General features: G+C 35.2%; 10 protein-coding genes. 8 read left to right on the top strand and 2 right to left on the bottom strand.

The features are described from left to right. The first annotated feature begins 8 nt into the window (after window positions 1–8). From ACNQF8_RS03840 to ACNQF8_RS03830, 3 genes are read left to right on the top strand one after another with little or no spacing between them, the layout of a single operon-like run. Window positions 9–2,327 (top strand): TonB-dependent receptor, encoded by a 2,319-nt coding sequence (locus ACNQF8_RS03840; protein WP_417952921.1) that lies wholly within the window; start codon window positions 9–11, stop codon window positions 2,325–2,327. A gap of 10 nt (window positions 2,328–2,337) precedes the next feature. Further along, a complete protein-coding gene (locus ACNQF8_RS03835) occupies window positions 2,338–3,693 on the top strand; it encodes a DUF5689 domain-containing protein (protein WP_417950867.1) in 1,356 nt (451 codons plus the stop codon). A gap of 60 nt (window positions 3,694–3,753) precedes the next feature. Then, on the top strand, window positions 3,754–4,215 hold the full coding sequence (locus ACNQF8_RS03830; RefSeq protein WP_417950866.1) for an FKBP-type peptidyl-prolyl cis-trans isomerase: 462 nt from the start codon (window positions 3,754–3,756) through the stop codon (window positions 4,213–4,215). A gap of 59 nt (window positions 4,216–4,274) precedes the next feature. Here the strand turns inward: ACNQF8_RS03830 and ACNQF8_RS03825 are convergent, their stop codons facing one another. Next, window positions 4,275–6,392, bottom strand: coding sequence for a glycoside hydrolase family 97 protein (locus ACNQF8_RS03825; RefSeq protein WP_417952920.1), 2,118 nt, complete (start codon window positions 6,390–6,392; stop codon window positions 4,275–4,277). 305 nt (window positions 6,393–6,697) lie between these two features. Continuing rightward, on the bottom strand, window positions 6,698–8,332 hold the full coding sequence (locus ACNQF8_RS03820; RefSeq protein ID WP_417952919.1) for a DUF6377 domain-containing protein: 1,635 nt from the start codon (window positions 8,330–8,332) through the stop codon (window positions 6,698–6,700). 323 nt (window positions 8,333–8,655) lie between these two features. Here ACNQF8_RS03820 and hflX point away from each other — a divergent pair, with 323 nt between their 5' ends. From hflX to ACNQF8_RS03795, 5 genes are all read left to right on the top strand, one after another. Continuing rightward, window positions 8,656–9,906, top strand: a complete 1,251-nt coding sequence (gene hflX, locus ACNQF8_RS03815; RefSeq protein ID WP_417952918.1) for a GTPase HflX — start codon at window positions 8,656–8,658, stop codon at window positions 9,904–9,906. A gap of 361 nt (window positions 9,907–10,267) precedes the next feature. Next, window positions 10,268–11,227 (top strand): hypothetical protein, encoded by a 960-nt coding sequence (locus ACNQF8_RS03810; RefSeq protein WP_417950862.1) that lies wholly within the window; start codon window positions 10,268–10,270, stop codon window positions 11,225–11,227. 165 nt (window positions 11,228–11,392) lie between these two features. Next, on the top strand, window positions 11,393–11,941 hold the full coding sequence (locus ACNQF8_RS03805; RefSeq protein WP_417950861.1) for a hypothetical protein: 549 nt from the start codon (window positions 11,393–11,395) through the stop codon (window positions 11,939–11,941). A gap of 178 nt (window positions 11,942–12,119) precedes the next feature. Further along, the gene (locus ACNQF8_RS03800) at window positions 12,120–12,563 is read left to right on the top strand and encodes a hypothetical protein (RefSeq protein ID WP_417950860.1); all 444 of its coding nucleotides are present in this window, start codon (window positions 12,120–12,122) and stop codon (window positions 12,561–12,563) included. 329 nt (window positions 12,564–12,892) lie between these two features. Then, complete coding sequence (locus ACNQF8_RS03795) at window positions 12,893–13,648, top strand: carbonic anhydrase family protein (RefSeq protein ID WP_417950859.1); 756 nt, start codon at window positions 12,893–12,895, stop codon at window positions 13,646–13,648. The last annotated feature ends 3 nt before the right edge of the window (window positions 13,649–13,651 follow it).

The following is a 13,651-nucleotide window of genomic DNA, read 5'->3' as shown; positions in this document are numbered from 1 at the left end:
GCGTTTCCATGAACAAAATTTATGATGGAAGACCGCAATGGGGAGAATGGGGCGGATTGAATGACGCGCTCCGCAATCAGGAATTCACCCTCGGAACTGCCCATTCGGATTATACTTTTGGAGGTATTTTAGGAACACAGGAAATCAATACGAGGGCTTCCATTTACAGACCGGGTTCCCGAATCTCCTTTTCATCAACCAATACCAATTACAGTTGGCGCACAATGGCAACACATGCTTCTGGCATGAATTCCCGCGGTTGGGCTTTTGTAGTTTCGGCAGGAAAGCGCTGGGCGCAGGAAGGATATTTCGAAGGGACAAATTATGAAGCGAATTCCTTTTTTATAAGCCTCGAAAAAAAATTAAATGAGAAGCATTCATTGAATTTAACCGCGCTTTACGCACCAAATTCCAGAGCCAAAAACTCTCCAAACACCGCCGAAGTTACGCAATTGACAAACGTAAAATACAATTCCTATTGGGGCTTTCAAGATGGTAAAAAGAGGAATGCCCGCATAAAAACCATTGAAGAACCTACGATAATGCTGAATCATTATTTTAAAATCAATGATAAAATCAATTTGAATTCGAGTGTAATGTATCAATTTGGAACAATTGCCAACAGCAACATCGATTATCAAAATGCGAATAGTCCGGACCCAACGTATTTCAGAAAGATGCCCAGTTATTATAGCTCGCTTTATGCTCCGGATAACGGAGAATTTTCGGGAGCATTCACTCCAGATTATGAAAATGCCGAAAAGAGCAAAGCAGAATTTTTAGTAAATCCTCAAATCGATTGGTCAGCATTATATCAAGCCAATCAAAATCCAATTTTGGATGCTAATGGAACAATTACGGGCTACGAACCCACAAAAAGCAAGTATGTCTTATATGAAGATCAAGTGGAAGATGAAACCGCAGTGGCCACAACAAATTTGAGCGCGCAACTCTCAGAAAATATTTTTTTGAATGCCGGAGCGTCATTCAAAAAACTAAAATCACATAATTCACAAAAGTTATTAGACTTGCTTGGCGGTTCTTATTTTGAAGATATCGATGCTTTTTACAGTGGGAATCAATCGCAATCTGATCTCAATAATCCAGACCGTCAAGTAGTCGTTGGCGATACATACGGATACAATTATAATTATTTTGCCAATACATTAGAAGCATTTACCCAATTTAAATTCACCTATAACAAAGTAGATTTTTATCTTGCGCAAAATTTTTCCAAATCGGAGTATCAACGGGAAGGTTTATACAAAAACGGAATTTATGAAACGAATTCCTTCGGTAAAAGTGAAAAGGTACTTTTTGAAAACTTTGGCTTCAAAGCCGGATTCAATTTGAAAATCTCCGGCAAACAGTTAGTGACTTTTAATGCGGCACATTTGACCAAAGCACCTTCTTTGAAAAATACGTTTGCAAATTCCCGATTGAATAATGCAATTGTAAACGGAATCGAAAGTGAGAACATCAGCAGTTTGGATGCGAGTTATGTCTACCGTTCACCAAAACTGAAAGCCCGACTGACAGCTTATTATTCCCTGATTAAAAACGCAACTCAAATTTCTTTTTTTTATGCCGAAGGAATTTTTGATGATGGCGCTGGATATTTAAACACGGATGCTTTTGTGAGTCAAACATTAACGCAATTAAACAAGAAAAATATGGGTGCCGAATTCAGTTTGGAGTACCAATTGACGCAAACATTTAAAACTACTTTTTCGGCAGGTTTTGGGGAATATACGTATGACAGCAATCCGAAAGTGACGTTGACAAACGATGCCGAAGCAACTCCAGAAAACACCAGTCCGGTTTTTGATTTTGGAACGGCTTCCCTTAAAAATTACAAGCAAGCGGGAATGCCACAACGCGCGTATTCCGTGGGAATTGAGTATCGAGATCCAAAATATTGGTGGATTAGCGCCAATGTAAATTACCTCACCAACAGTTATATTGATATTTCACCCATCTCCAGAACCGAAATATTTTATAGAAATCCCGCAAGCGGTTTCAATTTTCCGGAAGCGACTGAGGAAAGAGCCGCAGTATTATTAAAACAAGAAGAATTTGATCCTACAATGTTGCTCAATCTCGTGGGTGGAAAATCATGGCGAATTTATGGAAAGAATGTTGGCGTTTTTGCCAGTATCAATAATGTACTCGATGTTACCTATAAAACGGGTGGTTACGAACAAGCCAGAAACGCAAATTTCAGACAAATTAATCAAGATGTTTCCAGCGGTACGCCTTCTTTTGGACCAAAATATTTCTACGGATACGGAAGAACGTATTTCGTAAATCTTTATATCAATCTATAAATTAAAGCATATGAAATCAACATTTTACAAATCGGTTCTATTTTTACTGTTGACAATTACATTTGGCAGTTGCGTGACAGATGAGGTTGTGGCTCCAAAACTAGTTTGTACGCAACCGGATTTGGTGACAAACAAATCAGTGAGCGAAGTTCATGCGGTTACGAATGCCATTGTAACGCAATACAAATATGATGATATCATCGAGGCGTATGTGGTTTCCAGCGATGAATCGGGGAATTTTTTCAAGTCAATTTCCTTTCAGACTTTGGCAACAGCCACAACACCAGCCATAGGATTTAGCGTTCCCGTGGATGCTACAAATTTGTATATTGACTATAGATTAGGCAATAAAGTATACATAAAATTGAAAGATCAATACACGGATATTTCGTTTGGTGGCATGCGTATCGGAAGCATTTTTGTGAATTCCTATAATGAAGGCGGAGTAGGGCGACTTTCGCAAAATGACTATAAAAAAGTGTTGAATGCGTCGTGTACGAATGTAAAGGAAGAGGCTTTAGTTCGCTCGTTAACAATGTCGGAATTGTTGAATGATTCCAATTTGAATACTTTGGTCGAATTGTCTGATGTTCAGTTTTCATCTGCTGCAGTAGGACGCCATTATTTTGAAGAAACCAATAATGTGGGCGGTGCGACGAACTGGGGTTTGATGGATAAATTAGGCAATCAAGTGTATTTTAGAACGAGTAGTTTTTCTAATTTTGCAACTAAAATAGTTCTCAATGGGAGCGGAAAAGTGAGAGGAATTTTGACGAAATATGGAAGTGATTACCAATTGTTGCCTCGTTCCGAAAAAGATGTAGTGATGACTGGAAGCAGAGCGATTCCTTTTTTCTATCAAGATTTTGAAACGGTTGAAAACAATGTTAAAATAAATCTTCCAGGTTGGGCAAATATGGTCCAAAAAGGATCACTTTTCTGGAAAGGCACAGTGTATTCCGGAAACGGTTATGCTGAATTTAATATTACAGGAACTAAAGTTCTTTCGAATATTGCCTGGTTGATTTCGCCAAAAATTGACATGGATGTTCATACGAAAGAAGTCTTGACTTTTAGAAGTGCTCAACATCATTTAGATGTTGATTCGTCATTAAATTCACTGGAAGTCTATGTTTCCACAAATTTTGACGGGTTGAATTTTACTACTGCGACTTGGACTCCGTTGGTGGTTAATTTACCAAAACAAGCCACGCCTTGGTATCAATTTGTAGGAAGTGGCGCAGTGGATTTATCTTCGTACAAAGGCAAAATCAACATTGCTTTTAAATATACTGGTTCCGGGAAAAATCTGGCTTTGGATGGCGCTTTTCAAGTAGATGATGTTCAGGTTTTTGGTGATAAATGATTTTTATAAAAGGTTTTACTTGAATTGCTATATTTGCAGCCTTAACCTTTAAATTAAATTATGAAATCTACTTTATTAGCATTAGTTTCTTTATTATTTGTTTCTTGTTTATCGGATAACGAAGCATCTAAACCTGTTGATTACACGGTTCAAAACGAAAAAGAAATCGTGGATTACATTGCCAAAAATAATTTAAAAGCGACGAAAACCGATTCAGGTTTGTATTATGTAGTTAACGAAGCGGGAACTGGGGTTCAACCAACAACTTCATCTAATGTAACAGTTGCCTACAAAGGGTATTTTACGAATGGAAACATTTTTGATAAAAGCGATTCTGCTGGAATTTCATTTGGTTTAAACCAAGTGATAAAAGGCTGGACAGAAGGGATTCCTTATTTTAAAGAAGGTGGAAACGGAGTTCTTTTAATCCCCTCCCATTTAGGTTATGGAAGCGATGGAAGTGGACCAATTCCAGGAGGTTCTGTTCTTATTTTTGATGTAAAACTGATTAAAGTAAATTAGTTTTAAAACTCTTATAAAATCAAAAAAGGCTGTCTATTTAGACAGCCTTTTATAGTTAGTTACTTTTTGATTTCAACAATGCTTACCGCATAACCTCCACCCGGAGCACTAAGTTGTGCCAGTTTCGATTTGTTGGTTACCATCATTTTACGAATCGTATACGCTTGCGGATTGGTTTTATAATGTGCATCTTTTGCATCAGCATAAATCGTTGCCTCGTATTTTTTTCCTTTTTCCAAGAAATCAAATTTGATTGTTGAGGTACGAGAAGTATCGCCATTTACATTACCGATGAACCAATTGTTAGTCACTTTTGCTTTACGCGCAACGGTAACATATTGACCAGGTTCTGCTTCAAGGTATTTACTGTCAGACCAATCTACTGCGACATCTTTGATAAACTGGAAAGCATCTGGAAAACGGTCGTAGTTTTCTGGAGTATCAGCTGCCATTTGCAACGGGCTGTACATTGTTACATACAAAGCCAATTGATTTGCAAGAGTGCTATTTACGTGGGAGTTGTTGTCCTTGTTCATTTTACTCAAATCCATTTCAAAAATTCCAGGAGTGTAATCCATCGGTCCGCCCACTAAACGTGTAAAAGGCAATACCGTCACGTGATTTGGTTTAGAACCACCAAAAGATTGATATTCTGTTCCTCTTGCCGCTTCGTTACCTATTAAGTTAGGGTATGTTCTTGCAATCCCTGTTGGGCGAACTGCCTCGTGGGCATTCAACATAATTTTATAGTCGGCTGCTTTTTCTATTGCATATTGATAGTGGTTATTCATAAATTGGTTATAATGATTTCCACCGTTTTCAATGATAGAACCTACGTAACCACTTTTTACAGCATCATAACCATTGTCTTTCATAAACTGATACGCTTTATCCATGTGACGCTCGTAGTTACGTACTGAACCTGAAGTTTCATGGTGCATCATCATTTTAACGCCTTTTGATTTGGCATATTCATGCAATCCTTTGACATCAAAATCCGGATAAGGAGTCAGAAAATCAAAAACATAATCTTTGGAATGACCAAACCAGTCTTCCCACCCTTCATTCCAGCCTTCGACTAAAACGGCATCAAAACCGTGTTTAGCTGCAAAATCAATGTATTTTTTCACATTAGCATTATTTGCACCATGTTTTCCATTAGGCTTCGCTTTTGAAAAATCAGTAACGCCAAGTTGTACCGTAGGAAATTCATCCGTATACGCCCAAGAGCTTTTTCCAGTAATCATTTCCCACCAAACACCCACATATTTAACCGGTTTTATCCATGATGTATCTTCAATTTTATTAGGGTCATTCAAGTTCAACGTCATTTTTGAAGCCAGAATTTCTCTGGCATCATCACTAGCAATTATGGTACGCCAAGGCGAATGATGTGGAGCCTGCATGTATCCTTTGTCTCCTTTTGCATCTGGTGTTAACCAAGATTCGAAAATCATAGTTTTATCATCCAGATTCAAATGCATGCATGAATAATCGATTAATGCTGCTTCGTGTAAATTGATATACAATCCGTCCGCTGTTTTTAACATTAGCGAAGTTTGAACTCCTGTCAAAGAAAAAGAAGTTTGTGATACATTTGTCGTTTTTGCTTTTTCAGCCAATCCTCTGATTTCTGATAATTTTGAGGTCGTATAATCGTATTCTTGGGTGTCATAATCGCCAGGAATCCAAAACGCGGTATGATCGCCTGTCATGGCAAACTGTGTTCTTTCTTCTTTGATTACAAAATAAGTAAGGTTTTTTTGCGAAGGGAATTCATAACGAAATCCTAGACCATCGTCAAACAAACGGAAACGAATCACAATTTGTCTATCGGTTTCTTTTTGATTTAAGGTTACTGCCAATTCGTTATAATGATTGCGAATTGAGGCTACTTCTCCCCAAACTGGTTTCCAGCTTTCATCAAAAGTTGTCGCTTTCGAGTCAACAATAGTAAAATCATTTAACAACGATTTTTTATCGTTTTTCAACTCAAGACCCAATTTACTTGGTTTTACAACTGCTTTATTTTTGTAATTTAAACTGTAACTTGGAGTTCCGTCATTTTGTAAAGAGAACTCCATTACAAATTTTCCATTTGGTGATTTTAACTGCTGCGATTGTGCAGGGCTAAAAAACGCGAGCCACATTAAGGCTGTGAAAAGAAATTGCTTCATTTTTTAAATAGAATTTGATAAATTAATTTTTCAGGTTTGGTAATAGATTCTGATTTTCACGAAATCGATTTATAGAAAAACCCAAAGTTTTCCATATTTCGAAAAGGTAAAAGTAAACGCTTTACACACTACATATTTTTGTCATCATAAAAAAGTAGATTGCGTTTCTCTTTTTTAAATGCAAGATACTGAATAACTGTTTATTATGTAAATTTAGTGTTTAAAAAAAGTGGTAGATTTATAATAAAAAAGTGGTCTTTGAGATTGTTTTAATCCCAAAGACCTTCTTAAAAAACAGAATTTTTCTATTTTAAATTGGTTCCGATACGCATTACTTTGGCTTCAAAATCTTCTCTTGGACCCGCTGCTTTGTTTTTGAGTTGCGAACGGTAATTATAAATGGTGGATACCGAATACCGAAGAAAAGTCGAAATTTTTGCGCTGTCTTTGATGCCCAAACGAATGAGTGCAAAAATCCGTAGTTCCGTATTCAGCAGTTCGCCTTCTTTCAATTGAATCGCTTCGTCATCAATCAACAAAGCGCTGAATTCCGGTATGAAATTAGGAAAGAGTTGCAGGAAAGTCTTATCGAAATTCGTGAGAAATGCAGCCAGTTCATTTTCGACAAACTGTTTTGATTTTACGGCACTAATCAGGTCATTCATTTTTCCCGTTGTTGCCATCACATTCAATTTTCGGCGGTATTCGTCTAATTTTCCGATGTAGTCCGAACACTGATCCATGTAACGACCAATGTATATTTCTTTCAAAAGATTGGCTTCGGTCAGCGTATAATTGGTTTCGTTCAATTTTTCATTGAAAGTATTTAGTTCAGTATTTAATTCCGAAAGCTTGCTGTTGGCAAAACTTAAATCCTGCTTTGCTTTGGATAATTTTTTCATTTGCTTAAAAAGTAAAAAAAGCACCGCCAACAGGAACATGGATAAGATACTCACACTTATTAAAAACAATACCAACTGAAATCGATTGGTTTCATTTTGTTTTTGATACGCTTCATTGATAATGGGCAGCATCTTCGAAATTTCATAGGTTCGTAAGCGCGCATTACAAAAAAGAGCATCTTCAAGCGAGCGTTTTATGTATTTGTAAGCGCGATCAATATCCCCGTTTTCATACATTAGAAAAGCCAACGAACGCAACGAAATGTATTCTTTCTTGGCCAACTGCAAATCGGAAATAGCCGAAATAGTCAACCATTTTTTCTCCTGATTAAAGTCTTTTTTTTGGCGATACGCCTGTGAAATAATGTAGGCAATAACCGCTCGATCATCACTGTTGTGAGCAATTTTCGGGAAATAGTTCAGCAATAAAGCCAGCGTTTCCTTGTGGTTTCCAGCATCAAGAAGCGTACTGGACTTTGCCATAATATAAGCACTTGATTGTGGTTTGTAATAGTTTAAAGAAGAATCACGGTACTTTTTTGTTAAAACAATATACTTCTTTTTTTCCTGAAGCGAAGCCGCATAATCAGACATATAGCCATAAACGACACTATTTACGGTGAAATAATAACCTTTTAATTCGGGTGAGGTAGTGATGTTGATTCGATTAAGAATATCGGTTGCTTCCTTGTACATTCCTAATGTTCCCATGATGGAAGCTAGATTTAATCGGGCATGATTTAGCTTTTCAATGTCATTTAGTTTTTCGGCTATTTGAAAACTCTTTCGAGCATAAATTAAGGCTGAATCTGATTGATACGATTTATATTCCGCATACAACTTTCCGTAAACATCATATTTTTGAATATCGGACGAAGTAGAAAGTAGCAGTTCTTTGAGTTTTTTGATTTGAATCTCTTTTTTATCCGAATACAATTGGTAATCCGCAACCGTTTGATCCAATTCCTGCAATAATTGTTCAGAATTATTTTGGGCAAAAAGAAAAAGGGGAGACAAAAATGCAAGAAGTACTGTCAAAAAGCGATTCATTCAAATGGTATTAAATTGCTGTAAAAATAATTAAAAATCCAATGGAACTTCAAAAGTAAGCAGTGCAAAGGTCTGAGATTTTACAATTACCGCAAATTTGCTAATTTCTTTTCGATAAACTTTTAGCCACTAATTATTCCGATATTGACTAATTTTTTTAAAAGTAAAGATTAAATCGTGGAAAAATCTTTCTTCAGTCTAATTTTTGGCCCGACCAAAATACTATCATTATTCACACGTTATGTTTTTTTATAAACCCAGAACTCAATAAGTCCCTTACAAATCATTAAATTTGTAACTTATTCAAAAATATGTTAGAAAAAGAAGTATTAAATTTCGAAAAAACGGCTATAGTTGGTATTGTAACTCAAAACCAAAGTGAAGAGAAACTACGCGAATATCTTGACGAATTGGAGTTTTTGACTTTTACCGCAGGAGGCCAAGTGGTGAAACGTTTTTCGCAAAAAATGGAACGTCCAAATCCTAAGACTTTTGTAGGAACTGGAAAAATTGAAGAGATTCATCTTTTTGTAAAAGAAAATGATATATCAACTTTGGTATTTGATGATGAATTATCGCCTTCACAACAAAAAAATATATCTAAAATCATTACAGAATGTAAAATTCTGGACAGAACGCACCTTATCCTGGATATTTTTGCGCAACGTGCCGAAACTTCGTATGCAAGAACGCAGGTAGAATTAGCACAATGTATCTATATGTTGCCTCGATTATCAGGATTGTGGACACACCTTGAACGCCAAAAAGGGGGAATTGGAATGCGTGGACCTGGAGAGACAGAGATTGAAACCGACAGACGTATTGTAAGAGATAGAATCGCTTTATTGAAAGATAAAATCAAAGCAATCGACAAGCAAATGGGGACGCAAAGAGGCAATCGCGGTTCCATGGTACGCGTGGCTTTGGTTGGGTATACTAATGTGGGGAAATCGACTTTGATGAATGCCGTTGGGAAAAGTGACGTTTTTGTAGAGAATAAACTTTTTGCAACTTTGGACACCACCGTTCGAAAAGTAGTCATCAAAAACCTACCTTTCTTACTTTCGGATACCGTAGGATTTATCAGGAAATTGCCAACACAACTGGTAGATTCTTTCAAAAGTACGCTGGATGAGGTTCGCGAAGCGGATTTGTTATTGCACGTAGTTGATATTTCGCATCCGGAATTTGAAGATCATATTGCATCTGTAAACCAAACTTTATTGGACATCAAGGCAAATGACAAACCCGTTATTATGGTTTTCAACAAAATCGATGCCTACAAGCATTTGACTATTGATGAAGATGATTTAATGACCGAAAAAACGCCAAGACATTACACGCTGGAAGAATGGAAAGCGACTAGGATGAGTCGAGTAGGAGAGCAAAATGCGTTGTTCATTTCGGCTACCGAGAAAGAAAATTTCGAGGAATTCAGAGAACGCGTTTACGAAGCCGTAAGACAAATTCACATCACCCGTTTTCCGTACAATAAGTTTTTATATCCGGATTATAAAGACGCGGTGGAAAAAGAAGACAAAGACGAAGAAGAAAACGAATAATTTTCTCGTAAACATAAAATACACAATCCCTTTTGATATTTTCAAGAGGGATTTTTTTTAGCATGTCCCAGCTTTCTCTATGTTGCAGCTGCGTCAGGCTGTTCGTTTCAATCTTTTATGTAGTCCCGAAGATTCGGGACTACATAAAAGGATTTCCGCTGCCATCCTTCATGCGGTTTAGCGATAACGATAATTAATAAATAAAAAGTCCATTTGAAGATTTGTAAGATAATTATTAAAGTGTATATTTGAAAGTAATACGATACGCTGTAGCGCTTATCCACCCAAAATAAGATGTATATACTCTATTTTGTAGCGTCTATATACAAGTTATGTGGCATTTTAAAGAACCGACAGCAGAATGACGAATGAAAATCTAATCATAATTAGTGGTGGTGCATACAACGATGTAAAAAAAGCTTTGCGACAATGGATTGACCTTTATACTGACGACTTACAGGATGGCTTGACTTTTGAACTTTTCAAAAACGGTCATGGAAATCACATAATTTTAGCAGACGAAAGAATAGATAATGAAAGGTTTTATTATCTTGTTAATTACTTGAATTATCCCGAAGGAATTAAATACAAAATAGACATTGAAGGATTTACGACAGGTAAAGAAAACAATGTTTTAAAAGACCAAAAGTTACTTGTTTATATTTCATCAACCGACAAAGAAGGTGATAATGTTTTTGTTACAACCTCCTCCAATAATAATTACAAAATTGACTTTGGACGTGGTATTTCAGACACTAGAGTACGAAAATTATTTCGTCTTCCTATTAACCTAAATCTAGATAATCCAGAAGTCCTAAAAGTTAACAAACAAGTAGTTTCCCGTCAAATAAAAGGAAAATCAAAAGACAGTTTAGAGAAACGATTTCGAATAATTTCATTTATTGCTATTATTCTATTCTTAACAAGTCTTTCTACATTATTTTACAACTCTCAAACATTCATTCAAGCAACCTTTTTCTTGGGTATGGGACTTGGACTTTGGTTTTTTATTGATTTTAAAATGTTACGATCAGACAAATATTATTTTTACGGCTTGCTAATTTCCATAATATTTTTAGGCTATACCGTTCTCATAAAGAAAGTACTAAATAATATGGAAGTAGACTTTGTGGACTTAGGAGCTTTCTATCCTTTGACTCTTTTAATTATCCAATGGCCGACAAGAAAAATTTATATAATGCTTTTTAAAAGAGAGCCTGAAGTTGATAAACACGGAAAATTTGCTGACATGATATATACAATTATATTATTTTTTGGCTTTGCTGTTTTGCCATTTATTATAATGGACAACTTAAAATAAAAAGAAAAAAACGCCACATAACAACCACTACAACGGATTTGGGCATTTGGCTTAATGGAAAAATGGTTTTGTATTTAGGATGATTTGGCAAATCCGAAAATAGGGCTTAATTTAGTCCCAAACCCGCTGTAGTGCCAAGACGTTAGCAAATATTTCAAAAAAACTATGAAAGAAACTTTATTGATAATCTCATTATTTTTAATTTTTAGTTGTTCAACTTCTCAAAAAATAGTTGATATAGATAAATGTTCACAATACTACGAGAATAAGTATACAGAAATATTAAACAAAAAATATGAAACTATCTATAACAAAGATACAATCACATTTAATGAAATAAGATTTGAATGTGTTTATTCTGCATTATATACACATAAAGTGATGTTTGATAAATTCGGAAAATGGGATAAAGCTATTTATCCGAATAATAAAAAACATCCAATTTTAGTTTGGGAAAAAGTCGACTTATACTCAAATGGAAAAAAATATAATGTGTACACTAATGGAACTGAAGAATGGAAACATATTTACGCATCTGTTATGGTTTTTGACGAAAATGGTACAGATTTGCTTTTTAATGAATCACCTGAAAAAGAAAATCTTAAAAATTATTTTTCCGAACTAATTAAGAAACAGAATTCGAAAAAGAAAGATTTCTACAAAGTTTATTGGACAATGGTTGACCCAGAACGCGCGAAATATATAAATTATTAAAAGCCTTTGCTAACAGCGGTTTTGCAGCATTTGGGTTTTCGGGTTAATTTGAAGTTGGTCTTGTACTTGAAATAAAAGTGGTAATCCGAAAGAAAAATCTAAACTTAGTCCCAAAGCCCGAGCAAAGCAGCGGGGAAGTTGTAGGTAATTATAAAGAAGCACAAATTAATTGAATTATATGAAAAGATTATTATTTATTTTAATGATTTCCATATCAGGAAATATCTTTGCTCAATCTGAGCCACAGAATTTATTAGACAGTTTTTTTAAGACTTACGAAAAAGATGCTGGAAAAGCGGTAAAAGATTTATACGCAACAAATAAATGGACTGAAAGATTAAAGGATGACATTGAGAAAATTGTTGGAACAGTAAATGGATTTACAGAAAGTTATATGGGGAAATATAATGGACACGAAATTATCACAACTAAAAAATTCTCTGAAAGTTTTATTTTATATTCATATCTCGTGAAATATGATCGACAACCAATAAGATTCATATTTAAATTTTACAAACCAAGTGACAAATGGCTATTATATTCTTATGCTCTTGATGATAGTTTAGATGACGAAATTCAAGAAGCGGCTAAACTTTTTTATCTGGATTTAGATAAAAAATAATCCGGATCGCGTTGATATGAAATGGTTAGCGCATTTTTGTAAACTGCATACATTTTAACTTCTACTGTTTCTCGTTTTTCCAGTTCTCTGGTGCTCGTCTGTGAAGAGTACTTTCTTAAATCAACACACAAATTATAGCGTTTTCAGAACAGATCATTAAAACCCGACCGCGCTCAAACTGTGTTGCGTTTTTAAACATTTCAAAAATTGATTGAAATTAATTTCGGGTCAAGTTCATAAATTAATTTAATACATTTGATTAAAAATATAAATAAAAATTTATGAACTATTGAGTGTAATTTTGCATCATTATATCAAATATAAAGAAAATGATAAAAAATTTATTCAAGGTTACTGTAATAGTAATTACATTTCAAATGTTCAGTTCTTGTTATACAACAACTAAAAATGTAAGGACGCAAAAGGAGGCAACATCTTCAGTTGATGTATATAGGCAAAGACACGTCATGACAAAAACGGAACAGGATTCTTTAACTCCCGAACAAGTTTTAGCAGAATTTAAGGACGGTAATCGCCGCTTTAATACTGGAAACATAACAAAACGGGAGCACTCGGAAGAAGTAAGAAAAGCTGTAACTGGTGGCCAATTTCCTAAAGCAATAGTCTTAAGTTGTGTTGATAGCAGAGTTCCAGTAGAAGATGTATTTGACCAAGGTCTTGGTGATGTTTTTGTAGGCAGGGTCGCTGGAAACTTTGTAAATATGGATCTTTTAGGGAGCATGGAATTTGCTTGTAAGGTATCCGGTGCTAAGTTAATAATAGTAATGGGTCATCAACACTGTGGAGCAATAAAAGGAGCGATTGATGATGTGCATTTAGGGAATATCACTGCGATGCTATCGAATATAAAGCCAGCCATAGCAATGAGTCAAAATTTTGAAGGTGAGAAATCTTCAAAAAATGAAGCTTATGTAAAAACTGTTAATAAAAATAATATACTATATGCTGTATCTGAAATAAGAACTAAGAGCATAATATTAAAAGAAATGGAAAATAAAGGACAAATAAAAATAGTAGGTGGATATTATTCACTTCTTACAGGTAAATTAGAATTCCTTAATTAATAT

Source organism: Flavobacterium labens, from assembly GCF_048286755.1.
Classification (GTDB): Bacteria; Bacteroidota; Bacteroidia; order Flavobacteriales; family Flavobacteriaceae; genus Flavobacterium.
This window is presented reverse-complemented; position numbering and strand designations above follow the sequence as displayed.